The organism is Streptococcus sp. HMSC10E12 (genome assembly GCF_001807855.1).
GTDB lineage: Bacteria > Bacillota > Bacilli > Lactobacillales > Streptococcaceae > Streptococcus > Streptococcus salivarius.
Map to the genome: position 1 here is coordinate 267,415 of NZ_KV791087.1, position 25,968 is coordinate 293,382.

Sequence of the window (25,968 nt, forward strand, 5' to 3'; positions counted from 1 at the left end):
AGAAATTAAGAGAGGAAATGATATATGGCTTTTGAAAGCTTAACGGAACGCTTGCAAGGCGTTTTCAAAAATTTAAGACGTAAAGGAAAACTTTCAGAGAAAGAAGTTCAAGAAGTCACTAAAGAGATTCGTCTGGCACTTCTTGAAGCAGACGTAGCCCTACCAGTTGTTAAGACATTCATTAAACGTGTTCGTGAACGTGCTGTAGGTCACGAAATCATTGATACTCTTGATGCTTCGCAACAAATCATCAAGATCGTTAATGAAGAATTGACAGATATTCTTGGGTCTGAAACATCTGAAATTGAGAAATCCCCAAAGATTCCAACAATCATTATGATGGTTGGTCTCCAAGGGGCTGGTAAGACAACCTTTGCTGGTAAATTGGCTAATAAGTTGATCAAGGAACAAGAAGCCCGTCCAATGATGATTGCGGCGGACATCTATCGTCCAGCAGCCATTGATCAATTGAAAACTTTGGGGCAACAAATCAATGTTCCTGTTTTTGATATGGGAACAGAGACACCAGCAGTTGAGATTGTCAAAAATGGTTTGGAACAAGCGCGTGCCAATAAGAATGACTATGTCTTGATTGATACGGCTGGTCGTTTGCAGATTGACGAGACTCTCATGCAAGAGTTGCATGATATCAAGGACTTTGCTCATCCAAACGAAATTCTCTTGGTTGTGGATAGCATGATTGGTCAGGAAGCTGCTAACGTTGCCAAGGAGTTCAACGAACAGCTAGATATCACTGGTGTTGTTCTTACTAAAATTGATGGGGACACACGTGGTGGTGCGGCTCTCTCTATTCGTGAGATTACCGGCAAGCCAATCAAATTTACGGGTACTGGTGAGAAAATTACGGATATCGAGACTTTCCACCCAGACCGTATGTCAAGTCGTATTTTGGGTATGGGTGACCTTCTTACCCTTATCGAAAAAGCTTCTCAAGAGTACGATGAGAAAAAATCTCTTGAGTTGGCTGAAAAGATGCGTGAAAACACCTTTGACTTCAATGACTTCATTGACCAATTAGACCAGGTACAAAATATGGGTCCAATGGAAGATTTGCTTAAGATGTTGCCAGGTATGGCTAACAATCCAGCCTTGGCTAATGTTAAAGTAGATGAAAAGCAAATTGCACGCAAACGTGCCATCGTATCATCTATGACTCCTGAAGAACGTGAAAATCCAGATCTTTTGACACCAAGTCGTCGTCGCCGTATTGCCAATGGTTCAGGGAATACCTTCATCGAAGTAAACAAGTTTATTAAAGACTTCAACCAAGCCAAACAAATGATGCAAGGTGTTATGTCTGGTGATATGGAGCAAATGATGCGTCAAATGGGTCTTAACCCAAATAATTTGCCAAAAAACATGCCAAATATGCCTGATATGGGTAATATGGATATGTCTGCTCTCGAAGGCATGATGGGTGGCGCTGGTATGCCGGATCTTGGAAATATGGATCTTAGCCAAATGCTTGGTGGTGGCCTTAAAGGTAAGGTTGGTTCATTTGCCATGAAACATGCGATGAAGCGTCAAGCTAATAAGATGAAAAAAGCTAAGAAAAAACGTAAATAAGAGACTTAAAACGCTAGGGCATATTGCTCTAGTGTTTTTTTCTGAAAAATATTGACTTATATAACTATACACTGTAATATACTAATGTATATACAGTAAAAAGGAGTAAATTATGAAACCGAAAAAGAGAATTCAAGAAATGACCTTTGCAGCTTTATTAACTGCAATTGCTATCCTTATCCCAAGTATCATGCCAATTAAACTAATCATCCCACCGGCTTCGTATACTTTGGGTAGTCATGTTCCAATATTTCTAGCTATGTTTATATCCCCCTGGGTAACTGCTTTTGTTATCTTAGCTTCTAGTTTGGGATACTTTATGGCTGGCTATCCGATTGTGGTTGTTTTTAGAGCCTTTTCTCATATTATATTTGGCTTTTTAGGCGCACTCTATTTGAAAAAATTTCCACAAACGATAGAAAACCATAAATCATCATTACTTTTCAATTTTGTTTTAGGGCTTATCCATGCTATAGGTGAAGTTCTTGCTTGCGTGATTTTTTATTCCGTAACAGGAGAGGATTTCCAAAAACTGTTCTATGTTCTCTTTGTTTTAGTTGGTTTTGGCACTATTGTCCATAGTATGATAGACTATGTTATAGCATTAACGATTTTCAAAAGTATTCGAAAAATACGCTAATTGAAAGAGGTATGGTTGGTCTATGGCTTCAAATCGAAAACAAGAATTATTGGCACTCTTAAAGGGAGCTAAAGAGGCAATGAATGGACAGAGTTTGGCGGAGCATTTTGGTGTGACACGTCAAATCATTGTTCAAGATATTGCACTCTTGCGTGCAGATGGTGCCCAGATTATTTCAACTAATAGAGGATATATCTATAAAAGTAGCGATGACAATTCTTATGTACGTCGACTGTTTAAGGTGAATCATAAAGTGTCCGATATGGAAGATGAGCTTTTGGCTATTGTTGATAATGGAGGTCGTATTCAAAATATTATGATAGATCATCCAGTTTATGGAGAAATTCAGACTTTGTTGAAATTGACTTGTCGTCGAGATGTTAGGCATTTTTTAGACCAAGCCTCGTCAAATGACTTTCGCCCCTTATCTGATTTAACAAACGGAGTTCATTACCATCTTGTCGAAGCAGATAGTGAGCAAGATATAGATTACATTGAAGAGGCACTTAATCATTTAGGTTTTTTAGTTAAAGAATGATATAGAAGAGAAATGTAAAAGTAGTTAGTTTCACTTGAAAACAGCTGCTTTTTTTGATAAACTTATGTTAGTTTATTAACTTACGGAGGTAGCCATGTTTTCAGGACAAAAACTTAAGGAAATTCGAGAAGCACAAGGAATGAGCCAAGCATCAGTAGCTAAGCATCTAGGAATTTCACGCTCCTCTTATTTTAATTGGGAAAATGGTAAGACGAAACCAAATCAAAAGAATCTATCGGTATTGGCTGAACTTTTTGGCGTGGCTGAGACCTATTTCTTGTCTGAACATGAGATTGTAGAAGTCTACTTGGAATTAAATGAGGAAAATCGTCAAGAAGCTTTGCGACTCACTAAGGCTCTCCTAGAAGAGCAAGAAGCAGAAAAGCAGAAAGCACCTGTTATTCCCCTTTACTCATACAAAGTTTTCGAGCGTTTATCAGCCGGAACTGGTTACACTTACTTTGGTGATGGCAATTATGATGAAGTTTTCTATGATGAAGAATTGGATCATGATTTTGCGTCATGGGTTTTTGGAGACTCTATGGAACCTACCTACCTAAATGGTGAAGTAGTGCTAATCAAACAAACAGGTTTTGATTATGATGGAGCTGTTTATGCTGTAGACTGGGATGGGCAAACCTATATTAAAAAAGTTCATCGAGAGGAAGATGGGCTACGTTTAGTTTCTCTCAATAAACGTTATGGTGATAAGTTCGCACCCTATGACGAAGATCCTCGAATTATTGGTAAAATTGTTGGTAACTTTATGCCTGTTGAGGCTTAGTCAACTTTTATCGATTGGGCATCTTAAACTAAATCTGATATAATATAAGTAAAGTAAAGTAAAGCCAAGTCTTTGGCTTTTTTTAAAGAGTTTAAATCATATTTTACTAAGAAAATAAAGAGGAGAGATAAACATGGCTACTATTCAATGGTTCCCTGGTCACATGTCCAAAGCCCGTCGACAAGTTCAGGAAAATCTTAAGCATGTTGATTTTGTAACGATTTTAGTGGATGCACGTTTGCCACTGTCAAGTCAAAATCCCATGCTGACTAAAATTGTTGGCGATAAACCAAAGCTTTTAATTCTCAATAAGGCTGACCTTGCTGATAGTAATCGTACAAAAGAGTGGCGTAGCTATTTTGAGAGTCAAGGAATTAAAACCTTGGCCATCAACTCCAAGGAACAATCTACAGTTAAATTGGTGACAGACGCTGCTAAGAGTCTTATGGCTGACAAGATTCAACGACTACGTGAACGCGGTATCCAGAAAGAGACCTTGCGAACCATGATTATTGGGATTCCAAATGCTGGGAAATCTACCTTGATGAATCGTTTGGCTGGTAAAAAAATTGCCGTTGTAGGAAATAAACCTGGTGTGACAAAAGGTCAACAGTGGTTGAAGTCTAATAAGGACTTGGAAATTCTGGATACTCCGGGGATTTTGTGGCCTAAGTTTGAAGATGAATTGGTCGGTTTGAAACTTGCTTTGACAGGTGCCATCAAGGACCAGCTATTGCCAATGGATGAGGTTACAATTTTTGGACTTAACTATTTTAAAACTTACTATCCTGAACGTTTAGAGGAACGCTTTAAAGGGATTGACCTTGAAGAAGAGGCACCAGAAATCATTATGGAAATGACTCGAAAACTTGGCTTCCGTGAAGATTATGACCGTTTCTATAATCTATTTGTCAAAGAAGTTCGTGATGGAAAACTAGGACGTTACACACTTGATATTGTTGGGGTCGATACTGATGGCGACAATTAAAGAAGTCAAAGAGCAATTGGCCACTTTGACAGACCTTGACGATCACCGATGGGCAAGTTTTGAGGAAGATAGTCGAGCTGGTATACAAACTGCCATTAAGCAACGCCGTAAAGCTATACAAGCTGAGATTGCTGAGGAAGAACGCTTAGAGGTGATGCTCAGTTATGAAAAATCGCTTTATGCTCAGGGAGTTGAACTCATTGCAGGTGTTGATGAAGTTGGACGTGGCCCTTTGGCTGGGCCAGTGGTAGCTGCAGCGGTGATTTTACCGAAGCTTTGCAAAATAAAAGGTCTTAATGATAGTAAAAAAATACCAAAATCAAAACATGAAGCTATTTATAAGCAGGTCATGAAGGAAGCGGTAGCCGTCGGGATTGGTATAAAGGACAATCATGTGATTGACGATGTCAATATTTATGAAGCAACCAAGCTTGCTATGACTGAAGCTATTGAAAAACTTAGTCCCAAACCTGAACATTTGTTAATTGATGCCATGACTTTAGACCTACCAATAGGACAAACATCAATTATAAAAGGGGATGCTAATTCTTTATCAATTGCGGCAGCTTCTATCGTAGCAAAGGTAACCCGTGATAAGATGATGGCTGACTATGATCAGGAGTTTCCTGGTTACGCATTTGCCAAAAATGCAGGCTATGGTACTAAGGATCATTTGACTGGCATAGATAACTTTGGTGTTACTCCAATTCATAGAAGAAGCTTTGAACCCATAAAGTCAATAATAAAAAGTAGGTGAAGTGGTGTGATTTTAGCTATTGATATTGGAGGAACCTTTATCAAGTTTGGGTTAGTTGATGATGATTTTAGGTTTAGCAATCAATCTAAAGTTCCAACACCACCAACGTTAGACGACTTTTGGTTGACTTTAGAGCATATTGTCTCGTCTCACAAGGATATCATTTCTGGGATTGCCATTGCGTGCCCAGGAGAAATAAATAGTAAACGTGGCTTCATTTTCAAGGGAGGTCTTATCCCATATTTAACGGCTATTCCTCTTGGATCACGATTGACTAAAACATTTCAACTGCCTGTAAAGGTTATTAATGATGCTGACGCAGCAGCTTTGGCTGAAGCCAGATATGGAAGTCTACAAGACTTAGATTGTGGGGCTGCCTTGGTTTTAGGTACGGGTGTTGGTTTAGGACTTGTCTCACAGAAGGACTTGCTATCACCTCTGTCAGTCACCCAATATCTGCGAGCTCCAAGTCCCCAAAGAATGAGTCAAACCTCTCTACCTTTCCAGTGGGAATTGTTTATGCATTGCTTAGTAAGTCTTGTCGATAATAAGGGGTCTGCAGTAGGCTTTGTTCATGAAGCCAGTCAATTACTTGGGTTAGATCAAGACGATGGTCCAGCCGTATTCTCAGCTATAGAGGGAAATCAATCGGAGGATCTAAATCTTTTATTTAAAGACTATTGTCATGAAATTGCTGTTCTTGTGCTAAATTTGCAGAGCTTCTTTAGGTTGGAGAAAGTTGTTATCGGTGGTGGTATCAGTAGGCAAGGTACTTTAATAGAAGGAATAAGTGATGCCTATGAGGAGTTATTTAAGGATAAGCCTGGATTAGGATTTGAGCCCATAACTATTCAAGCCTGTTATTTCCATAACGATAGTAACCTACTAGGCGCGGCGTCTTATTTTGCCTCTGAAAATGTTTTATAATCAAGGAAAGTTCCATTATGGAGCTTTTTTCTTTTTTCTTACGAATAAAGAAGTGGAGGTATTTACATGAACCACTTTGAACTTTTTAAACTGAAATCTGCTGGGTTGACGAATTTGAATATCTTAAATATTTTAGACTATCAAGAAACTCAAGATAGAAAATTAAGTCTGCGTGATATGGCAGTTGTCTCTAAGTCTAAAAATGCTGTTCTCTTTATGGAGAAATACAAGAATTTGGATGTCAAGCAACTGAGAGAGCAGTTTAAACGTTTTCCTACACTCTCAATTTTTGATAAGGAGTATCCCATTGAGCTAAAGCATACCTATAATCCCCCTGTTCTCTTATTTTATCAAGGAAATCTTGATCTCTTGAGTAAGCCAAAATTAGCTGTTGTTGGGGCAAGAAAGTGTTCTGAAACAGGCAAACAGTCCGTTCGAAAAATTGTTAGTGAACTTGGGAATCACTTTACTATTGTTAGTGGATTGGCGCGTGGGATTGATACTTGTGCGCATATGGAAGCCTTGAAAAATAAAGGCAACACTATTGCAGTTATCGGGACAGGACTTGATGTTTATTATCCTAAAGAAAATAAAGCTTTGCAGGACTATATGGCAAAAAATCATTTAGTTCTTACAGAATATGGACCAGGTGAACAGCCTCTCAAGTACCACTTTCCTGAACGCAATCGGATTATTTCTGGATTGTGTCAAGGAGTTATGGTTGTAGAAGCTAAGCTTCGCTCAGGAAGTCTGATTACTTGTGAGCGTGCCATGGAAGAAGGTAGAGATGTTTTTGCTATTCCAGGAAATATTTTAGATGGCAAGTCAGATGGATGCCATCACCTAATTCAGGAGGGCGCAAAGTGCATTACGACAGGGTTTGACATCCTTTCAGAGTTTTCTTGAAAATCAAAGTTCTCCTATAGAGATAAAGTTTTTTATTGACAGTTAAAGAAAAGGACGGTATCATGTTAGTTGCTCGGTCCAAGATGTTTCATTTTTTAATGTCTTGTGACTAGAATTTAGACAAATTAGTGGCGCAGCCAGTTTATAACATTATAAGGAAATAGTCTATGGCGACAGCAACAACAAAAACGAAAACTAAAACAACAAAGAAAACGACAGCCAAAAAGGCGACTAAAAAGAGAGCGACACCAAAGAAAAATTTGGTTATCGTGGAGTCTCCTGCTAAAGCGAAAACGATTGAGAAGTACCTTGGGCGCAATTATAAAGTTGTGGCCTCTGTTGGGCATATCCGTGATTTGAAAAAATCAAGTATGTCGATTGATTTTGAAAATAATTACGAACCTCAATATATTAACATTCGAGGCAAGGGACCTCTTATCAATGAACTAAAGAAGGAAGCTAAAAAAGCCAAGCAAGTCTTTCTGGCAAGTGACCCGGACCGTGAAGGAGAAGCTATTTCATGGCATTTGTCACATATTCTTGGTCTTGACGAACATGATAAAAACCGAGTGGTCTTCAATGAAATCACAAAGAATGCGGTTAAAAATGCCTTTGTAGAGCCACGCGCCATTGACATGGACTTGGTTGATGCCCAACAAGCTCGTCGTGTGCTTGACCGAATTGTGGGTTACTCTATTTCACCTCTTCTATGGAAGAAGGTTAAGAAAGGTCTTTCTGCAGGTCGTGTACAATCAGTAGCTCTTAAACTTATTATCGACCGTGAGAATGAAATTAAGGCCTTTAAACCAGAAGAATACTGGACCATTGATGGTGCCTTTAAGAAAGGGGCTAAGAAGTTTCAGGCTAGCTTCTATGGGCTTGATGGTAAGAAACTTAAGCTTAACAATAATGACGATGTTCAAGCTGTTCTCTCTCGTATAACCAGTGATGATTTTAATGTTGATAAGGTAGAGAAAAAAGAACGCCGTCGTAATGCGCCATTGCCATATACAACTTCATCTCTCCAACAGGATGCTGCTAATAAGATTAACTTCCGTACACGTAAGACCATGATGGTTGCTCAACAGTTGTATGAAGGGATTAATCTGGGTTCAGGAGCTCAAGGTTTGATTACCTATATGCGTACGGACTCAACACGTATCAGTCCGGTTGCTCAGAACCAGGCTGCTGAATTTATTACAGAGCGCTTTGGCTCTAAGTATTCTAAACATGGCAGCAAGGTGAAAAATAGCTCAGCGGCGCAAGATGCCCACGAGGCTATCCGTCCTTCAAATGTTTTCCAAACGCCCGAAAGCATTGCCAAGTATTTGGATAAGGATCAGCTTAAGCTCTATACACTTATCTGGAATCGTTTTGTAGCCAGTCAAATGACAGCTGCTGTATTTGATACGATGAAGGTGACCTTGTCTCAAAACGGAGTCATTTTCACTGCTAATGGTAGCCAAATCAAGTTTGATGGTTATATGGCCGTTTACAACGACTCTGATAAGAACAAGATGCTCCCTGATATGGCTGAAGGTGATACGGTTAAGAAGGTTGTCACAACACCTGAACAACACTTCACGCAACCACCTGCACGCTATTCTGAAGCGACACTGATTAAGACGCTGGAAGAAAATGGGGTTGGTCGTCCGTCAACTTATGCACCAACGCTTGATGTTATCCAACGTCGCTACTATGTCAAATTGGTAGCTAAACGTTTTGAACCAACAGAACTTGGTGAAATCGTTAATAGCTTAATCGTCGAATTCTTCCCTGACATCGTGGATGTTAAATTCACGGCCGAGATGGAAGGTAAACTCGATAAAGTTGAAATCGGTAAGGAACAGTGGCAAAAGGTAATTGATGAGTTCTTCAAACCTTTCCAAAAAGAATTGGAAAAAGCTGAAGAAGGTATTGAAAAAATCCAAATCAAAGATGAGCCTGCTGGTTTTGATTGTGACCTCTGTGGTCACCCAATGGTTATCAAACTTGGCCGTTACGGTAAGTTCTACGCATGTAGTAATTTCCCAGACTGTCACAATACTAAGGCCATTACCAAAGAAATTGGCGTTACTTGTCCAACCTGTGGTAAAGGACAGGTTATTGAACGTAAGACCAAACGTAATCGTGTCTTCTATGGTTGTGATCGCTATCCTGACTGTGAATTTACATCGTGGGATATCCCTGTTGGCCGTAACTGTCCTAAATCAGGTGATTATCTCGTTGAGAAGAAAGTCCGTGGTGGCGGCAAGCAAGTTATCTGTAGTAACGAAGAATGTGACTACAAAGAATCTGTTGTTAAATAAAAAGAAAGCTATCTCAAGTTAAAACTTGGGATATTTTTTTTGCATTACATCAAAAACTGATACTTTCCTTAAATTTGTTTTTTATACTAAGGATGAAAGAAAGGAGAGTAAGTGGTTTTCTGATATCAGTAAGACATGAGCTTATATTGAAAACACAACTATTCTAAAAGAGGTGTAGCAATGCAAATAACTGTTAAACAACTTTCAAAATCCTACAAAGATAAGACTATTTTAGACAACATCACATTTACAATTGAAACTGGAACGGTTTGTGGTCTGTTAGGAGTAAATGGTGCTGGTAAGTCAACTCTGATGAAAATTCTTTTTGGTTTAGTCCAAAAAAGTAGTGGTGAAATTCGATTTGATAGATCATACAAAAACAAATTTTTATTAGGTGCATTAATCGAAGCACCTGCAATTTATCACAACCTTTCGGCTTTTGATAATCTAAAAACAAAAGCGTTGTTATATGATATTCCTGATTCAAAAATTTTTGAAACCTTAGAAATAATTGGTCTTTCAAATACTGGGAAGAAAAAAGCCGGTAAATTTTCATTAGGTATGAAGCAACGACTTGGGATTGGTATGGCTATTTTAACTGATCCCCAATTTTTGATTCTAGATGAGCCTACTAATGGACTTGATCCTGATGGTATAAATGAATTGCTGGACCTTATTCGTTCCTTGAAAGCAAAAGGGATGACAATTCTGGTTTCCAGTCATCAACTTCTAGAAATTAGTAAGGTTGCTGATCATATTCTTATTCTCGACAAAGGTAAAATTCAATATGATGGTGAAAACAAAAATGTAGATAGTCTTGAGAGACACTTCTTTAATATTGTTCATGGGGGTTAGTGATATGCAAAAGATATTCTATTCGGAATTGATCAAATTACGACATTTAGGAACTACTAAATTATTAATAATCATACCGTTTTTAACCATTCTTATAGCCTTTTTAATGGGAGGGTTACAGATTTTTGTTCCTTTCTCGGTTTATTGGTGGGAAGCTATCTTTTTATATCTTGTAAATGGTCTTTTGTTTATAGTTGATAGACGTTTAGAAGACCAGGCTGGGCATTTTCAAAATGTTACCAATGGGTATTTTACTTGGAAAATCACCTTGATGAAAATGGTGCTTATAGGCATGAGAACAATGATTGCTAGTTTATTCTTACTAGCTTTCCTTAGTCTCGTTGCATTTATTTACACAGGTTTTATTCCAATAAATATTCCTAAAACAGCTATTTCCTTAATCTTAATTTGGATGACAACTTTATGGAACATTCCTTTACTTTACCTAATGTCTAAATACATGAGTCAATTCATCCTATTAGCTCTTAATACATTGGTTTGTCTTTTAATAGCACCCTTTATTGCTCAGAGTCCACTTTGGTTCGTTTTCCCCTATACTTATCACTATAAAATAGCTCAATTTTTATTAAATCTTAAACCATCGGGGGATATTATTGTAAATACGAATCATACTAGCATTTTTCAGGTGTTACTTACGATGATGCTATCAATAGTAGTGACATTGCTTTTATCTTTTTCATTGCAAAGGAGACAATTAAATGCTCAGGAGTGAGTTACTTAAATTAAAGAATACTTTCGGTCTTTATCTTATTCTCAGTTTTGCTGTCTTAGAGATCATTACAATTCCAATGTATGTGAGCTTCGTTCCTAATGGTTTTTCTCTAACTAATTTAGCCATATTATCTTTTTTATGCTATCCGTTATTGACAACATTTTTGTCAATTTTAGGGATTGAACAAGAAAAATACGCTAATCATTATCAAGAAATATCGAGTTACCCTAAGCAAAGGCGTTTATGGTTGGCTAAACTTTTGATAGTAGACCTAACCCTTAGCCTACCTTCTTTATTTAGTTGGCTTATCATAAACCTCCTTCTTATGAATAGTGTGAATGGATTTCTAGTAAGTCTATCAAGTTGGATGTTAATAGTCTTTCTTAATCATTTTCACTACTTTATACAAGTGAGTCTGAACAGTGTTAGTAATATTATTATCTCTATGGTTGAAATTATTTTTATTATTTTTGCTAGTAATAAAGTTTTCTTGTCTACTCATTGGCTTCCTATTGTTTTACCTATCAATAGCCTTATCCTTAATGATTGGAGCCAACTCAATTCCCTACCTTTATGGATTGTTGGGGTGACTTTGTTATTTATTTGTTTCATAGATTATAGAACCAAAAGATAATATAAGAAATAACATGGATAGTGTATTAGTATTCCATGGTTATCCTAAAATGTGGTTAGTAGTTTGTCGGAAAAGTAAACTATGTTAGTTAATTTGTTTTTTATACTAAGCATGAAAAGAAAGGAGAGTTATTATGAAACATTTAAGTCTATCAGGTTTCCAACTCAAATATATAGCCCTAATTACTATGGTATTCGACCACATTCATTATTTTTTTGATTATACTGGGAAAATACCCATTTGGTTTACTATGATTGGGAGATTAGCAGCCCCCTTATTTCTATTTACTGTGATTGAAGGTTTTATTCATACCCGAAACCGAAAGAAATACTTCCTAAAAATATATGTTTTAGCGATTTTGATGGGATTAATTCAATTTGGATTTTATAATTTTTTACATCCTCTTGTAAGGCCAGATGGTTTCTTTCCAAAAAATATGATGTTGTCGTCATTCGCTATCTTACTCGTTGCTCTTCAAGGCATTGCTTGGATTCAAGAAAAGAAATATCTAAAAGGAATTCCAACCTTACTTTTTCCATTAATGCTTCCATGGTTAATGCTACTTTTGTATCTGTCAGGTCAAGACAAACCAATCTTTACTTTATTCATAAATTTACTAAATTACACAGTGTTGCCAACTCATACATCTATTAGCGATGGAGGAACATGGTTGCTTTTGACTGGTATCGCTATGTATCTTTGTCACAAGAATCTTAAGAAAGAAGTGCTTGCTTTTGTGACTGTTAGTCTTGTTTGGGTACTGATGGGGATTGTTCTAAGTAGACCTTCATTTCAGGATTTAATGTTTAGATACATTGAATGGATGGAAATATTTGCAGCTCCCTTAATGCTTTGTTATAACGGTCAAAGAGGTAAAGGGTCAAAATATTTGTTCTATGTCTTTTACCCTACTCATATTTATCTACTTTACGCCTTGTCAGTTCTCTTCTATAGATGATATGATAAGGGTAACTTTGTACGAAAGGAAAGATTATGGCTCAGATACTTGTTGTTGATGATCAGGAAGATATTGTTCAATTGGTTGTAAAGGCTTTGGAGATCCAAAATCATAAGGTGACTGGACTTACAAGTGTTTTAGATTTGGATAAGAACTCGTTGCCACGGTTTGACTTGATTTTACTGGATATCATGATGCCTGATGTTGATGGTCTCCAGTTTTGTCATGAGATTCGTGATCAGGTGGATTGTCCTATACTCTTTATTACAGCTAAAACACAAGAGGCAGATATTGTCCAGGGGTTGACTTATGGTGCAGATGATTATATTTGTAAGCCATTTGGGGTTAAAGAACTTCAAGCGCGTGTGGCTGCTCACTTGAGACGTGAACATCGTGAGCGCCACCATAAGCTATTAATTGAAAATATTCAGTTTGATTTGTCTGCTCAGGAGCTTTATGTTGAGAATCAGTTGTTAGATTTGACTAGGTCAGAATATCGTATTTGTCAGTTTCTGGCTGAAAATAAGGGCCAAGTCTTTTCCAAAGAGCAAATCTACACGCATTTGTACGGCTATGAGGATAAAGGGAGTCCGACAGCAGTGGCTGAACATATCAAAAATATCCGTGCAAAGCTCAAAAATGTTGGGCAAAATCCTATTGAAACAGTCTGGGGGATTGGTTACAAGTGGCACTAATTAAAAAACGAGAACACTCTCTAAGAACAATCTTATTATCTTATGTCGTCAGTCTTACAGTTCTATCAGCAATCAGTAGCCTGCTTATTTTGTCTTTGTTCAGCTTGTCTTATCGTTTTGGCGTTGTGTTTCCAGCAAATCAGGTAGAAAGTGATTTGTCTGCCGTCAGGAATGAAATTGAAACTTCTAAGGTCTTTAATCCAGATGTCTTGCCTGATGGTACAAGCTATGTCTTCTTGACTAGGGATTTTAAGCTTAAGAAGTCTAACATGCCAGTTAACTTGCAAGAAGAATCCTTGCTAGATTACCAATTCAAGAATGCTCATGGTGGTAAATATGGCTATTTTCAGTCATTTGAACGGTCAGATGGGATAGTCATTGTCAATTATCAACTATCACCTCGGTATCGTAATGAGTGGATGAACCAGCATTTGCCTAATGCTAATCTATTGATGATTGGCTCAATGATGGTGTCTATACTACTCATATTTATTACTTTAACTTTTTACTATGCTAGTAAATTGAGTCGAGAGTTGAGACCAATATTGAAGGCAACAGAGAAAATAGCAGAGCAAGACTTGGATTTTCAAACGTCCAAATCTAAAATTACTGAGTTTAACCAGGTTTTAAATGGTTTGGATCATATGCGAGTAGCACTTCGTGAGTCTTTGATGGAAAATTGGAAGGCAGAGCAAGATAAACAAAATCAGATCTCTGCTTTGACACATGATTTAAAGACACCGCTGACAGTCGCCCGTGGGAATGCAGAACTCTTAGCTATGACCTCCTTGGATGCGGAACAGATGGATTTGTTAGAGCATTTTCAAAAAGGGATTGAACAGGTTGATGCTTATGTGAAAGAGTTGTCTGAACTCAACAAAACGAGTTTGAAGAAAACTTTGACGCTTGAAGAAATTCCAGTTAAGGAATTTGTTGAAGACATTTACGATCAAACATTGTCATTAGCACAAACGAAACAAATTAATTTGGTATTTGACAAGAAGAAAATTGCGAAAGAAACCATAGGCAATTGGGACAGGTCCTTGTTGAATCGAGCTTTTATGAATATCCTTTCGAATGCGGTAGAACATACGCCTAGTGGTAGTCAGTTGCTCTTAACTGCTAGGGTAGAAGATGATGAATTCAAGTTTGTCTGTCTTGATTCTGGCCCTGGATTTTCCCTTGAATCACTTGAAAAGGCCACTCAGCTCTTTTATCAGGAGGATAAAAGTAGACAGAGCCGCAATCATAGTGGACTTGGTCTGACTATTGCTAATGATATTATTCGCTTACACCACGGTAGTCTTTCTCTTTCAAATGACAATGGCACAGGTGGTGCTAGAGTAACTATCATTTTACCCCTTTAAATACAGATGACTCCTAGTCGCCAGATGAGGAGTTTTTTGCTATACTACTAAGAGTAAAAATGAAGAAAGATTTGTGGGGGCAGGATTTTATCTTGTTCCCGAAGAGGTATTAGTGTCATGTCTCAATCAAAAGCAGATTATATTAACGTGATTGGAGCTGGTTTGGCCGGATCCGAGGCGGCTTATCAGATTGCCAAACGTGGTATTCCAGTAAAACTTTATGAAATGCGTGGGGTTAAAGCAACACCACAGCATAAGACAACAAATTTTGCAGAATTGGTTTGCTCTAACTCTTTCCGTGGAGATAGCTTGACCAATGCTGTAGGGCTTCTTAAAGAAGAAATGCGTCGCTTGGACTCTATCATTATGCGCAATGGAGAAGCTCACCGTGTGCCAGCTGGTGGTGCCATGGCGGTGGACCGTGAGGGTTATGCAGAAGCAGTAACAGCTGAAATTGAAAATCATCCATTAATTGAAGTTATCCGTGAAGAAATCACAGAAATTCCTGATGATGCCATTACAGTTATTGCTTCAGGACCATTGACTTCTGATGCTCTAGCTGAAAAAATTCATGAGCTTAACGGTGGAGATGGCTTCTATTTCTATGATGCCGCTGCACCAATCGTTGATAAAGCGACTATCGATATGAACAAGGTTTACCTTAAGTCACGCTATGACAAGGGTGAAGCAGCTTATCTAAACTGTCCAATGATCAAGGAAGAGTTCTTGGCCTTCCATGAGGCTTTGACAACAGCTGAAGAAGCTCCTTTGAATTCCTTTGAAAAAGAAAAGTATTTCGAAGGGTGTATGCCTATCGAGGTCATGGCTAAACGTGGTATCAAGACAATGCTCTATGGCCCTATGAAACCTGTTGGTTTGGAGTATCCTGAGGATTACAAAGGGCCACGTGACGGCGATTTCAAGACACCTTATGCAGTTGTTCAGCTTCGTCAGGATAATGCGGCTGGTAGTCTCTATAATATCGTTGGTTTCCAAACCCACCTCAAATGGGGCGAGCAAAAGCGTGTCTTCCAAATGATTCCAGGTCTTGAAAATGCTGAATTTGTGCGTTATGGGGTTATGCACCGCAACTCTTACATGGATTCGCCAAACTTGCTTAAGCAGACTTTCCAATCAAAATCAAACCCTAATTTGTTCTTTGCGGGACAAATGACTGGTGTTGAAGGTTATGTTGAATCAGCGGCCTCAGGTTTAGTTGCTGGAATCAATGCAGCCCGTCTCTTTAAAGGTGAAGAGGAACTTATCTTCCCTCATACAACAGCTATCGGAAGCCTCCCATATTATGTGACACATGCTGAGAGCAAACATTTCCAACCAATGAATGTTAACTTTGGTATTATCAAAGAGTTGGAAGGTCCACGTATTCGTGACAAGAAAGAGCGTTACGAAAAAATTGCTGAGCGTGCTCTTAAGGATTTACAACCTTTTATTCAAGCTTAGACAAGATCAAAATCCCTTACCGAATGCGGTAAGGGATTTTTCAAATCTAAAAGTATTCAATTAACCAAAGAATTTCTTAGCGATATCTTGACCTTGTTTAATTTTAGCCCATTGTTGTGGTGTTGCCAACTCATTACCTGAGTCACATGAGGCGAAACCACATTGGTGAGAAAGGAAGAGACGCTCTTTAGGAAGGATTTGACTAGCTTTTTCAAGTAAGTCAAGAACACGTTCTTCGTCATCAAGTTCAGTTGTTTTAGATGACAAAAGTCCTAGTACAACTTCAGCTTTGCTATCTTTGAGGGCTTCGAGAGCCTTGATATCACCAGCTGTATCGCTGTCCTATTCAAGGAAGAAGCGATCATAGTGTTGCTCTGCCAAGAACTTCTTAGCAATGGCTTCGTAAGTTCCTTCGGCAGCAGAACGGCTTTCATAGTTACCACGGCAGTTGTGTGTCCAAACCGTTAAACCAAGTTCGTGGGCATAGTCTACAACCTCGTTATTGATAGCTACAAACTCATCAGCCAATTCTGCCAAATCAGAATTACCTTCCGCAAAGAAACTTGCAGGGTTTGATGGGTCAAAGAGTTCCCAGAGACAGTCGTCAAATTGAACAATTTTTCCACCTACAGCCTTGTATTCTTCCAAGAATTCTTTATAGGCATTAATCAAACCTTTTTTGAGGTCTTCGTTTGTTTCATATACTTGACCAGGACCAGCCAAACGGTCAAAGATAGCAAGTTCAGTATAAGCATGAGCCGGGCCCCAGATAGTTTGCTTAGTATCTTCATCACCAGCTTCAGCCTTAACCAATTTGTAGATATCTAGATAATGGTGGTTTTTACCTGAGAGTGGTTCGGTGATACGAATACCAATATCTTTACGAGTCTCATATTGTCCGCCGTCGTGATCTTTAAATGTATAGCCATGCTCTGCAATATAACGTTCAATACCTTTGAGACCCCAGACAAAGTCCAAGTGCCACATAGAACGCCCAAACTCACCATCAGTAAGGATGTCAATACCATTAGCCTTTTGGTCAGCCACAATTTGCTTAATATCTGCGGTTTCAGTTTCTTGATAACCAGGGAGGGCATCGTAGAAAGGATACTGGATGTCGTCACGGTGCTCGATTTCGTCCTTGTATTTACGGAGATCTGCAGGACGAAGGAGAGAACCAACTAATTGAAATTTAGATTTTGTCATAAGATTCACCTCAAAATAAGTTTTTACATCTATAATACTTTTTATTTATTTCGATTGAAAATAGTTATTTTCTTTCTGTGGGTATAGTTTAAGACTATATAAGGTTTTGGTCTGCAAAATGATACTTCCTATGGTAAAATGAAAAGAAAACAATGAAGGTTGGGAACATGCAAAAAACATTTTTTATTATTAAACCAGATGCTGTAAAACGACACTTGATGGGACAAGTGATTGATCGTATTGAACGTCGTGGCTTTATTATTGAACGAATGGAAATGCTGACACTTGACGAAGAACGTCTTAAAGAACATTATGCTCAATTGGTTGATAAACCTTTTTTTCCTAGCATTGCAGAATTCATGATGAGTGGTCCATCAGTGATTGGCATTATTTCTGGTCCAGGTGTTATCAAGTCATGGCGTGATATGATGGGAGCAACTAATCCAGGCGATGCTGCTCCTGGAACGATTCGTGGAGACTTTGCAACAGCACCAGATGGTGACATGATTCCAAATATTGTTCATGGCTCTGATTCAGAGGAATCTGCGGCTCGAGAAATTCAGATTTGGTTTGGTGAGTAGGATGGATTTAGCACAGATTCAGTTTGATATAGCCAAGGGTGGACTGTTAATTGATGTCAGGAGTCCAGAAGAGTATGCAGAAGGACATGTTAAGGATGCCCTCTTAATACCTCACACCCAGTTTTTCTCTGCTGACATTCCAGCTGAAAAAGACGCTTCCATTTACCTCTATTGTAAAATGGGCCCTCGTGCAGAATTTGCTGCATCGGTCCTTAAAGAGAGAGGCTATACTAAGGTGACAAATCTAGGTGGCTTGGACGATATGGAAGCATTAGGTTTTGAATTTGAAGAATAATAGAAATAAGGTCACCTCAAGGTGGTCTTATTTGTTTTCAGAAAAGTTTGATAATTACTTGACAACGTTTTCATAAAGGGGTAAAATTTTAATTGAGTTAAGACAAAGCCTATGAAAAATGACTTTGCCAGAACTTGACTAACTTAGCGTATTTCAATTGAGATAGGGCTTGTAATTAAGCCTGTTACTCAATTGGTAGAGGAGGATTTCGTATGTCAAAAGTTGCTATTGTTACAGGTGCAGGTCAAGGTATTGGTTTTGCGATTGCAAAACGTTTGGTTGAAGATGGTTTTAAAGTCGGAGTATTGGACTACAACGCTGAAACTGCAGAAAAAGCGGTTGCTGAATTGTCAGCAGATAAAGCATTTGCAGTTGTAGCTGATGTATCTAAACAAGCTGAAGTAGCAGCTGCTTTCCAAAAAGTTGTTGATCACTTTGGCGATTTGAATGTTGTTGTTAATAATGCCGGTGTGGCTCCAACAACACCTCTTGATACAATTACTGAAGAACAGTTCCAACGTACATTTAACATCAATGTCGGTGGTGTTATTTGGGGTGCTCAAGCTGCACAAGCACAATTTAAAGCACTCGGTCATGGTGGTAAAATCATCAATGCAACATCTCAAGCTGGTGTCGTTGGTAACCCTAACTTGACTGTCTATGGTGGTACTAAATTTGCAGTTCGTGGTATCACTCAAACTTTGGCGCGTGACTTGGCTGATTCAGGCATTACTGTCAATGCTTATGCACCAGGTATCGTTAAGACTCCAATGATGTTTGACATTGCCCACGAAGTTGGTAAAAATGCTGGTAAAGATGACGAATGGGGTATGCAAACTTTTGCTAAAGATATTACCCTCAAACGTTTGTCTGAACCTGAAGACGTAGCAGCAGCGGTTAGCTTCCTTGCTGGACCTGACTCAAACTACATCACAGGTCAAACAATCATCGTTGATGGTGGTATGCAATTCCATTAAGATTAAAATGGAGAGCGAAAGGCTCTCTTTTTTTTGCTTGATAAAACATAATATTTCTGATAATATAATCGTAATTAACTATGATTTGAGAGGAGCCGTCCTATGTCAGACATTTTACACTATATTGTTGAGCATCCATTTTATTGCCTTATTCTATTAGGAGTTGTTGTACTAGCCTGTGGTTTAGGTCCATTTTCAAGTAGTTCAACAGAAAACAAGCGCTCAGCAATTATTAATAAGCACTACAACGATACTTTTAAGAAATAAGAAGGACTAAATGCAGTCAGAAAGCAGATATTAGAGATAGGCAAAAGCCTGTCTTTTTTGTATAATAGAAGGTAACGATTAGTTTTTTTTTATAATCACAAGTAAGAACTAGGAAAGATAAAAATGCCAAATATTGAAGAATTAAAACAACGACAGGAGAAGATTCGTAACTTCTCTATTATTGCCCATATTGACCACGGTAAATCAACCCTTGCTGACCGTATCTTGGAAAAGACTGAAACAGTGTCAAGTCGTGAGATGCAGGCGCAACTCCTTGATAGCATGGACCTTGAGCGTGAACGTGGTATCACTATCAAACTCAATGCCATTGAGCTTAACTATACAGCTAAAGATGGCGAAACATATATTTTCCACCTTATCGACACACCAGGACACGTGGACTTTACTTATGAAGTGTCACGTTCTCTTGCTGCCTGTGAGGGTGCAATCTTGGTGGTGGATGCTGCTCAAGGGATTGAAGCGCAAACACTTGCCAATGTTTACTTGGCCCTAGATAATGACTTGGAAATCTTACCAGTTATCAATAAAATCGACCTTCCAGCTGCAGATCCTGAACGTGTGCGTACAGAGGTTGAAGATGTTATCGGACTAGATGCTTCTGAAGCCGTGCTTGCATCAGCTAAAGCTGGTATCGGTATCGAGGAGATTCTCGAACAAATCGTTGAGAAAGTTCCTGCACCTCAAGGTGAAGTCGAAGCGCCTCTCCAAGCCCTTATCTTTGACTCTGTTTATGATGCCTACCGTGGGGTTATCCTCCAAGTGCGTGTGGTTAATGGAATGGTTAAACCAGGCGATAAGATTCAAATGATGTCTAATGGCAAGACCTTTGATGTTACTGAGGTTGGTATCTTCACGCCTAAAGCTGTTGGCCGTGACTACCTTGCGACAGGTGATGTTGGTTATATTGCGGCCTCAATCAAGACTGTTGCGGATACCCGTGTCGGTGATACAGTAACACTTGCGGATAATCCAGCAGCAGAGCCACTCCATGGCTATAAGCAAATGAATCCAATGGTCTTCGCCGGTCTTTATCCAATTGAGTCTAATAAATACAATGACTTGCGTGAAGCTCTTGAAAAGCTCCAATTGAACGATGCCAGTCTTCAGTTTGAGCCTGAAACGTCTCAAGCCCTTGGTTTTGGTTTCCGTTGTGGTTTCTTGGGTCTTCTTCACATGGATGTTATCCAAGAGCGTTTGGAACGTGAGTTTAATATCGACCTCATTATGACAGCACCATCGGTAGTTTACCATGTTAATACTACTGACGGTGAGATGCTTGAAGTGTCCAACCCATCTGAATTCCCAGATCCTACACGTATTGATGCCATCGAAGAGCCGTATGTTAAAGCACAAATCATGGTTCCTCAAGAATATGTTGGTGCTGTTATGGAATTGGCGCAACGTAAACGTGGTGATTTTGAGACTATGGAGTACATTGATGATAATCGTGTGAACGTTATCTATCAAATTCCACTTGCTGAAATCGTCTTTGATTTCTTTGATAAATTGAAGTCATCAACTCGTGGTTATGCAAGTTTCGATTATGAATTGTCAGAATACCGTCGCTCACAATTGGTGAAAATGGATATTCTTCTTAATGGTGACAAGGTCGATGCCCTTAGCTTCATCGTGCATAAGGAATTTGCCTACGAGCGTGGAAAACTTATTGTTGATAAGCTTAAGAAAATCATTCCACGTCAACAATTCGAAGTGCCTATCCAAGCGGCTATCGGTCAAAAAATTGTTGCCCGTACAGATATCAAAGCCCTTCGTAAAAACGTCTTGGCAAAATGTTACGGTGGTGACGTTTCACGTAAACGTAAACTCCTCGAAAAACAAAAAGCCGGTAAGAAACGTATGAAAGCTATCGGTTCGGTTGAAGTCCCACAAGAAGCCTTCTTATCAGTACTTTCAATGGACGAAGATGAGAAATAAGAGTAATAGTCAGAATGTGATGTTCTGGCTATTTTTGTAAAAAAGTTAAGATAAAGAAGATTTTAAGATTTCCCTTCTCGAAGCGTGGAAGGATTTATACTGCGACTATACTAATGCTTTTCTTTTTAGGGAATATATATATAAAGCACAAATTTCATGAAAAAGCTGTAGAAGAGTTACAGATGGCTCTAAAAGCTGATAAAGTAACTTCCAATGAGATTTTTGGTAGACGTCAACAATATGTTGCAATTAGTCATGAAGAACCCACTTACTATAATTCTGAAGATAATGTAGCTACTGAGATGATTGGTAGAAATCATTTTGTTCGCTATTACGACACCATGAGTAGTCTCCATCAAGCTCATTTGGTAGTTTATGATATCAACAAAAATTTTGAAAAGAAAATTATTAATTTGACCACATATTTGAAGAAAATAAAAGGTTTTAAAGATATTGAGGAGTTGGCTGTGTCTTTAAGAACGATTAATGGTTATGATTATGTGTTCTTGACGAATTCTCAAAATGATAAGCAATTTGCTTACAATTTAGATACGAATAAATTTTTTACTAGAGACTTACCAGATTATTCCTACAGTAAGGATGAATTGCTTTATTTCGGTGATAAGAGTTCTGCTCGTAATCAGATGAATGATAGCACCATGTGGGGATATTTAAAAAGAGAAGGAAACTTGGATGAGCGTTTAAGAATGTCTCCAGCTCAAACAAACAATCATTTATCAGCTCATCTAAATGTGATTCTAGAGATTGATAATGTAGATACTTCAAAACAAGAGAATCAAATTAATCTATTTAATGAAAATTCTGAAGTTAAGCCTATTTACGAAGAGGCTGTTAATCAGACAACAACAAACAGTAATACCTTAAAGAAATTTAAAGTATTGACCCGTCAAGGTAAGGAGGGAGATTTTCCGGTCGGTCCAACTGAGCCAGTGAAAAGCAGCCTACCTAATAAACCAAGCCAGCCAAAGAAAGTTCCAGAATTTAATGTTTTTCCTGATTCTATTTTTCCTATTAAACCTTTAAGTTTTAGTGACATTCTTAATAAGAAGGCAGAACAAGACTATCAGAAAGATTATCGAGCTTACGAAAAAGCACGTCAAAAAGCCCAAAAAGATTATGATAGGAAATATGATGCCTATAAAAAGAAATTGGCTCAATATGAGTCCTATAGAGATAGAGAGTACGACAAACAATCACAAATCTATTTTTCCCCTGAAGAGCAGACCAATGATATTTTACATTGGTTGGGAACAAATGGAGAGCAAGCAATTGTAATTTCTGTAGAGGACGGTGCTGGTATTAGGAAGGAAATTCATTCGTTTGCTGATATTAAGGAGTGGGTAGATAAACATGATTACGATAACACTATAAAATCGGACTTTAGAGATTATAAAGAAGCTAAATAAGGATTCATGGGCTTTTAGTCTTTTCAAGAAACCCATTACAAGCATTTTTTTCAGCTTTAGGCTATAATAGACAAAAAGGAATCTTGGGAGGGCCACTATGGATATCATGAGTTTTATCCCCAGTCAGCGACAGGCTATTCTGGAGCGTTTTCAGCAAGTGGAGGCCTTGGGATTAGGCGCAGTTCGTATTGAATTGAAGGTTGCTAATCCTGTTGGCATCATCTATGAGTGCTTTATTTTAGCAGGGGAGAATTATTTTTCTGATCAAGCAGTGGTATCCTTCCGCATTCTCTATGAAAAGGACTTGGAACGCATTTCTTTGGATGTCGTAGATATCCCTGGTCGCTCAAGCTTGTCTAATTATCTCCAGTTAATAGAGATTTTTGAAGGCTTGCAAAATTATCTTAATCGAGAGTTTGCTAAGGTAAAAAATACATGAACATCTGATGGTTATCAGGTGTTTTTTTGTGATAGAAGTTCAAAAATTCACAATCTTTTTTTCACAAGATTGTCTGAAAACTGTGCTATAATGATAACAGAATTGTGAAGTGATAAAAGTTTGTGAAAAAACGAGCAGACTTTGACACTTTGTGACTTATACTTGAAAGGAAAATTGGCTCTATCATTTTAGGGCCAGAAGGACTGTGTTCATGTCAGAAGAAAAGCAATTGTATGGTGCGGATTTAGTGGTTGATAGTTTGATTAACCATGATGTTGATTATGTCTTTGGGATTCCAGGTGCAAAAATCGATAGGGTTTTTGATACTTTGGAAGATAAGGGACCTGAATTGATTGTTGCCCGTCATGAGCAAAATGCTGCTTTTATGGCTCAAGGTGTTGGACGTATCACAGGGAAACCCGGTGTAGTATTGGTAACATCTGGTCCAGGTGTCTCCAATTTGGCTACTGGTTTGGTAACAGCGACAGATGAAGGAGATCCTGTTCTTGCTATTGGTGGTCAGGTTAAGCGTGCAGATCTTTTGAAACGTGCCCATCAATCAATGAATAACGTTGCTATGCTTGAACCGATTACCAAGTATGCTGCTGAAGTACATGATGCTAACACCCTTTCTGAAACGGTTGCTAATGCCTATCGCCATGCTAAGTCAGGGAAACCGGGTGCAAGCTTTATTTCAATTCCTCAAGACGTGACTGATGCTCCGGTCAGTGTTAAGGCTATCAAGCCTATGACGGATCCAAAACTTGGTTCAGCATCTGTTTCTGATATTAACTATCTCGCACAGGCGATAAAAAATGCCGTATTGCCGGTCTTACTTTTAGGGAACGGTGCTTCATCAGAAGCTGTAACTTACTCTATTCGCCAGATTTTGAAACATGTTAAATTACCAGTTGTTGAAACTTTCCAAGGTGCTGGTATCGTGTCACGTGACCTTGAAGAAGATACTTTCTTTGGTCGTGTAGGTCTTTTCCGTAACCAACCGGGGGACATGTTGCTTAAGAAGTCTGACTTGATTATTGCTATTGGTTATGACCCAATCGAGTATGAAGCACGTAACTGGAATGCTGAAATTTCGGCACGTATCATTGTAATCGACGTGGAACCTGCTGAGGTGGATACTTACTTCCAGCCAGAACGTGAATTGATTGGTAATGTTGAAGCAACTTTAGATTTGCTCTTGCCAGCTATTCAAGGTTATAAATTACCTGAAGGATCAGTTGAATACCTTAAAGGGTTGAAGAATAACGTTGTTGAGGATGTTAAGTTTGATCGCCGACCTGAAGAAGGAAAGGTACATCCGCTTGATTTGATTGAAGTTTTGCAAGACCAAACCAAAGATAACATGACAGTCACCGTTGACGTTGGTAGTCACTATATTTGGATGGCTCGCTATTTCAAATCTTATGAACCACGTCATTTGCTTTTCTCAAATGGGATGCAAACTTTAGGGGTTGCTCTTCCTTGGGCCATCTCTGCAGCTTTGGTTCGTCCTAAGACAAAAGTCATTTCTGTTTCTGGTGACGGTGGTTTCCTCTTCTCAGCACAAGAATTGGAAACGGCAGTTCGTTTGAAATTGCCAATTGTTCATATTATCTGGAACGATGGCCATTACAATATGGTGGAATTCCAAGAAGAAATGAAGTACGGTCGTTCATCTGGGGTTGACTTTGGTCCTGTAGATTTTGTAAAATATGCTGAGAGCTTTGGAGCGAAAGGTTATCGTGCAACAAGTAAAGAAGAGTTTGCTAGTTTGCTTCAAGAAGCTTTGGCTCAAGCTGTAGATGGACCAGTCCTTATTGATGTTCCAATCGACTATAAAGATAATATTAAACTCGGCGAAACTATTTTGCCAGATGAATTTTACTAAAAAGAGGGTGTAGACATGTCTGAAGCCATAAAATTATTTCAATATAATACTTTGGGAGCCTTGATGGCTGGGCTTTATGGAGGTACTTTAACAGTTGGAGAATTGTTGGAGCATGGAGACTTGGGTCTCGGAACATTAGATTCTATCGATGGTGAGTTGATTGTTCTTGACGGTAAAGCCTATCAAGCCAAAGGGTCTGAGGGTAAGGTCGAAGTGGTAGAAGTTTCTCCTGATGAAAAAGTACCTTATGCAGCAGTCGTACCTCACCAAGCTGAAGTTATCTTTCGTCAACGTTATGAAATGACTGATAAAGAACTTGAGGATCGTATTGAATCTTATTATGATGGGGTCAATCTTTTCCGTTCTATCAAAATCAAAGGTCATTTTAAGCATATGCACGTGCGCATGATTCCAAAATCAAATGCCGATATTAAGTTTGCGGATGTTGCCACACGCCAACCTGAGTACGAGGTAGATAATATTTCAGGTACTATCGTTGGTATTTGGACGCCAGAAATGTTCCACGGTGTGAGTGTTGCTGGGTATCACCTCCATTTTATTTCAGACGACTTGACATTCGGTGGTCACGTTATGGACTTTGTTATTGAAAATGGTATTATCGAAGTCGGTCCAGTTGACCAACTCGACCAACGTTTCCCAGTTCAAGACCGTCAGTATCTTTTTGCTAAATTCAATGTCGATGAGATGCGTGAAGATATTACTAAGGCTGAATAAAAGTTTTTAAGACATCAAAAATCAGGCTCCTTGTCAACTGTAGTGGGTGACGAAAAGC

The 25,968-nt window shown here is 38.6% G+C and carries 24 protein-coding genes and 1 pseudogene; 24 read left to right on the top strand and 1 reads right to left on the bottom strand.

What is annotated here, in order from left to right:
* The first annotated feature begins 24 nt into the window (after window positions 1-24).
* The 15 genes from ffh to trmFO all read left to right on the top strand — a co-directional run bounded on the left by ffh (window position 25) and on the right by trmFO (window position 16,139).
* Window positions 25-1,587 (top strand): signal recognition particle protein, encoded by a 1,563-nt coding sequence (gene ffh / locus HMPREF3112_RS04435; RefSeq protein ID WP_021144071.1) that lies wholly within the window; start codon window positions 25-27, stop codon window positions 1,585-1,587.
* 112 nt (window positions 1,588-1,699) lie between these two features.
* Window positions 1,700-2,227 (top strand): ECF transporter S component, encoded by a 528-nt coding sequence (locus tag HMPREF3112_RS04440; RefSeq protein WP_002883896.1) that lies wholly within the window; start codon window positions 1,700-1,702, stop codon window positions 2,225-2,227.
* Window positions 2,228-2,249: 22 nt separating this feature from the next.
* Window positions 2,250-2,765, top strand: coding sequence for a transcription repressor NadR (locus tag HMPREF3112_RS04445; RefSeq protein WP_048675628.1), 516 nt, complete (start codon window positions 2,250-2,252; stop codon window positions 2,763-2,765).
* A gap of 94 nt (window positions 2,766-2,859) precedes the next feature.
* The gene (locus HMPREF3112_RS04450; protein WP_070438347.1) at window positions 2,860-3,549 is read left to right on the top strand and encodes an XRE family transcriptional regulator; all 690 of its coding nucleotides are present in this window, start codon (window positions 2,860-2,862) and stop codon (window positions 3,547-3,549) included.
* Between the two features lie 133 nt (window positions 3,550-3,682).
* Window positions 3,683-4,537, top strand: coding sequence for a ribosome biogenesis GTPase YlqF (gene ylqF, locus HMPREF3112_RS04455; protein WP_014634567.1), 855 nt, complete (start codon window positions 3,683-3,685; stop codon window positions 4,535-4,537).
* Complete coding sequence (locus tag HMPREF3112_RS04460) at window positions 4,524-5,294, top strand: ribonuclease HII (RefSeq protein WP_048790508.1); 771 nt, start codon at window positions 4,524-4,526, stop codon at window positions 5,292-5,294. Before ylqF ends, HMPREF3112_RS04460 begins: the two co-directional genes overlap by 14 nt.
* 6 nt (window positions 5,295-5,300) lie before the next feature.
* Window positions 5,301-6,221, top strand: coding sequence for an ROK family protein (locus HMPREF3112_RS04465; protein WP_070438349.1), 921 nt, complete (start codon window positions 5,301-5,303; stop codon window positions 6,219-6,221).
* Between the two features lie 66 nt (window positions 6,222-6,287).
* Window positions 6,288-7,127: a DNA-processing protein DprA gene (gene dprA / locus HMPREF3112_RS04470; protein WP_048790506.1), complete on the top strand. Its 840-nt coding sequence runs from the start codon at window positions 6,288-6,290 to the stop codon at window positions 7,125-7,127.
* A gap of 167 nt (window positions 7,128-7,294) precedes the next feature.
* Window positions 7,295-9,436: a type I DNA topoisomerase gene (gene topA / locus HMPREF3112_RS04475; RefSeq protein ID WP_049545392.1), complete on the top strand. Its 2,142-nt coding sequence runs from the start codon at window positions 7,295-7,297 to the stop codon at window positions 9,434-9,436.
* A gap of 180 nt (window positions 9,437-9,616) precedes the next feature.
* Window positions 9,617-10,291 carry an ABC transporter ATP-binding protein gene (locus HMPREF3112_RS04480; protein ID WP_070438352.1) on the top strand — a complete coding sequence of 225 codons (675 nt, stop codon included), beginning with the start codon at window positions 9,617-9,619 and terminating at the stop codon, window positions 10,289-10,291.
* Window positions 10,292-10,295: 4 nt separating this feature from the next.
* The gene (locus tag HMPREF3112_RS04485; RefSeq protein WP_070438355.1) at window positions 10,296-11,024 is read left to right on the top strand and encodes a lantibiotic immunity ABC transporter MutE/EpiE family permease subunit; all 729 of its coding nucleotides are present in this window, start codon (window positions 10,296-10,298) and stop codon (window positions 11,022-11,024) included.
* A gap of 767 nt (window positions 11,025-11,791) precedes the next feature.
* Window positions 11,792-12,616 carry a TraX family protein gene (locus tag HMPREF3112_RS04495; RefSeq protein ID WP_070438358.1) on the top strand — a complete coding sequence of 275 codons (825 nt, stop codon included), beginning with the start codon at window positions 11,792-11,794 and terminating at the stop codon, window positions 12,614-12,616.
* A 35-nt stretch (window positions 12,617-12,651) separates the two neighbouring features.
* Window positions 12,652-13,311 carry a response regulator transcription factor gene (locus HMPREF3112_RS04500; RefSeq protein ID WP_070438361.1) on the top strand — a complete coding sequence of 220 codons (660 nt, stop codon included), beginning with the start codon at window positions 12,652-12,654 and terminating at the stop codon, window positions 13,309-13,311.
* The gene (locus HMPREF3112_RS04505) at window positions 13,302-14,678 is read left to right on the top strand and encodes a HAMP domain-containing sensor histidine kinase (RefSeq protein ID WP_141738650.1); all 1,377 of its coding nucleotides are present in this window, start codon (window positions 13,302-13,304) and stop codon (window positions 14,676-14,678) included. Before HMPREF3112_RS04500 ends, HMPREF3112_RS04505 begins: the two co-directional genes overlap by 10 nt.
* Before the next feature lie 117 nt (window positions 14,679-14,795).
* A complete protein-coding gene (gene trmFO, locus HMPREF3112_RS04510) occupies window positions 14,796-16,139 on the top strand; it encodes a methylenetetrahydrofolate--tRNA-(uracil(54)-C(5))-methyltransferase (FADH(2)-oxidizing) TrmFO (protein ID WP_070438364.1) in 1,344 nt (447 codons plus the stop codon).
* Window positions 16,140-16,199: 60 nt separating this feature from the next.
* Here trmFO and HMPREF3112_RS04515 read toward each other — a convergent pair.
* A pseudogene (locus HMPREF3112_RS04515) lies at window positions 16,200-17,345 on the bottom strand (cobalamin-independent methionine synthase II family protein).
* A gap of 167 nt (window positions 17,346-17,512) precedes the next feature.
* Here HMPREF3112_RS04515 and ndk point away from each other — a divergent pair.
* From ndk to budA, 9 genes are all read left to right on the top strand, one after another.
* Window positions 17,513-17,926: a nucleoside-diphosphate kinase gene (gene ndk / locus HMPREF3112_RS04520; RefSeq protein WP_173018677.1), complete on the top strand. Its 414-nt coding sequence runs from the start codon at window positions 17,513-17,515 to the stop codon at window positions 17,924-17,926.
* Between the two features lies 1 nt (window position 17,927).
* On the top strand, window positions 17,928-18,221 hold the full coding sequence (locus HMPREF3112_RS04525; RefSeq protein ID WP_070438370.1) for a rhodanese-like domain-containing protein: 294 nt from the start codon (window positions 17,928-17,930) through the stop codon (window positions 18,219-18,221).
* A 212-nt stretch (window positions 18,222-18,433) separates the two neighbouring features.
* Window positions 18,434-19,198: a (S)-acetoin forming diacetyl reductase gene (locus tag HMPREF3112_RS04530; protein ID WP_002883902.1), complete on the top strand. Its 765-nt coding sequence runs from the start codon at window positions 18,434-18,436 to the stop codon at window positions 19,196-19,198.
* 102 nt (window positions 19,199-19,300) lie between these two features.
* Entirely contained in the window at window positions 19,301-19,465 is a 165-nt protein-coding gene (locus HMPREF3112_RS11410; RefSeq protein WP_002883920.1) for a hypothetical protein, read from the top strand.
* Window positions 19,466-19,588: 123 nt separating this feature from the next.
* Window positions 19,589-21,421, top strand: a complete 1,833-nt coding sequence (lepA, locus tag HMPREF3112_RS04535) for a translation elongation factor 4 (RefSeq protein ID WP_002891049.1) — start codon at window positions 19,589-19,591, stop codon at window positions 21,419-21,421.
* A 113-nt stretch (window positions 21,422-21,534) separates the two neighbouring features.
* Window positions 21,535-22,848, top strand: a complete 1,314-nt coding sequence (locus HMPREF3112_RS04540; RefSeq protein WP_256262653.1) for a hypothetical protein — start codon at window positions 21,535-21,537, stop codon at window positions 22,846-22,848.
* Between the two features lie 97 nt (window positions 22,849-22,945).
* Window positions 22,946-23,287 (top strand): hypothetical protein, encoded by a 342-nt coding sequence (locus tag HMPREF3112_RS04545; RefSeq protein WP_002891047.1) that lies wholly within the window; start codon window positions 22,946-22,948, stop codon window positions 23,285-23,287.
* A 211-nt stretch (window positions 23,288-23,498) separates the two neighbouring features.
* Entirely contained in the window at window positions 23,499-25,175 is a 1,677-nt protein-coding gene (gene alsS, locus HMPREF3112_RS04550; protein WP_070438376.1) for an acetolactate synthase AlsS, read from the top strand.
* 15 nt (window positions 25,176-25,190) lie between these two features.
* The gene (gene budA, locus HMPREF3112_RS04555) at window positions 25,191-25,910 is read left to right on the top strand and encodes an acetolactate decarboxylase (protein ID WP_002883899.1); all 720 of its coding nucleotides are present in this window, start codon (window positions 25,191-25,193) and stop codon (window positions 25,908-25,910) included.
* Window positions 25,911-25,968 lie beyond the last annotated feature (58 nt).

Bases quoted from the DNA above. Each gene is read 5' to 3' on its own strand.
- ffh (WP_021144071.1), top strand. From the start codon at position 25: ATGGCTTTTGAAAGCTTAACGGAACGCTTGCAAGGCGTTTTCAAAAAT.
- HMPREF3112_RS04440 (WP_002883896.1), top strand. From the start codon at position 1,700: ATGAAACCGAAAAAGAGAATTCAAGAAATGACCTTTGCAGCTTTATTA.
- HMPREF3112_RS04445 (WP_048675628.1), top strand. From the start codon at position 2,250: ATGGCTTCAAATCGAAAACAAGAATTATTGGCACTCTTAAAGGGAGCT.
- HMPREF3112_RS04450 (WP_070438347.1), top strand. From the start codon at position 2,860: ATGTTTTCAGGACAAAAACTTAAGGAAATTCGAGAAGCACAAGGAATG.
- ylqF (WP_014634567.1), top strand. From the start codon at position 3,683: ATGGCTACTATTCAATGGTTCCCTGGTCACATGTCCAAAGCCCGTCGA.
- HMPREF3112_RS04460 (WP_048790508.1), top strand. From the start codon at position 4,524: ATGGCGACAATTAAAGAAGTCAAAGAGCAATTGGCCACTTTGACAGAC.
- dprA (WP_048790506.1), top strand. From the start codon at position 6,288: ATGAACCACTTTGAACTTTTTAAACTGAAATCTGCTGGGTTGACGAAT.
- topA (WP_049545392.1), top strand. From the start codon at position 7,295: ATGGCGACAGCAACAACAAAAACGAAAACTAAAACAACAAAGAAAACG.
- HMPREF3112_RS04480 (WP_070438352.1), top strand. From the start codon at position 9,617: ATGCAAATAACTGTTAAACAACTTTCAAAATCCTACAAAGATAAGACT.
- HMPREF3112_RS04485 (WP_070438355.1), top strand. From the start codon at position 10,296: ATGCAAAAGATATTCTATTCGGAATTGATCAAATTACGACATTTAGGA.
- HMPREF3112_RS04495 (WP_070438358.1), top strand. From the start codon at position 11,792: ATGAAACATTTAAGTCTATCAGGTTTCCAACTCAAATATATAGCCCTA.
- HMPREF3112_RS04500 (WP_070438361.1), top strand. From the start codon at position 12,652: ATGGCTCAGATACTTGTTGTTGATGATCAGGAAGATATTGTTCAATTG.
- trmFO (WP_070438364.1), top strand. From the start codon at position 14,796: ATGTCTCAATCAAAAGCAGATTATATTAACGTGATTGGAGCTGGTTTG.
- ndk (WP_173018677.1), top strand. From the start codon at position 17,513: ATGCAAAAAACATTTTTTATTATTAAACCAGATGCTGTAAAACGACAC.
- HMPREF3112_RS04525 (WP_070438370.1), top strand. From the start codon at position 17,928: ATGGATTTAGCACAGATTCAGTTTGATATAGCCAAGGGTGGACTGTTA.
- HMPREF3112_RS04530 (WP_002883902.1), top strand. From the start codon at position 18,434: ATGTCAAAAGTTGCTATTGTTACAGGTGCAGGTCAAGGTATTGGTTTT.
- HMPREF3112_RS11410 (WP_002883920.1), top strand. From the start codon at position 19,301: ATGTCAGACATTTTACACTATATTGTTGAGCATCCATTTTATTGCCTT.
- lepA (WP_002891049.1), top strand. From the start codon at position 19,589: ATGCCAAATATTGAAGAATTAAAACAACGACAGGAGAAGATTCGTAAC.
- HMPREF3112_RS04540 (WP_256262653.1), top strand. From the start codon at position 21,535: ATGCTTTTCTTTTTAGGGAATATATATATAAAGCACAAATTTCATGAA.
- HMPREF3112_RS04545 (WP_002891047.1), top strand. From the start codon at position 22,946: ATGGATATCATGAGTTTTATCCCCAGTCAGCGACAGGCTATTCTGGAG.
- alsS (WP_070438376.1), top strand. From the start codon at position 23,499: ATGTCAGAAGAAAAGCAATTGTATGGTGCGGATTTAGTGGTTGATAGT.
- budA (WP_002883899.1), top strand. From the start codon at position 25,191: ATGTCTGAAGCCATAAAATTATTTCAATATAATACTTTGGGAGCCTTG.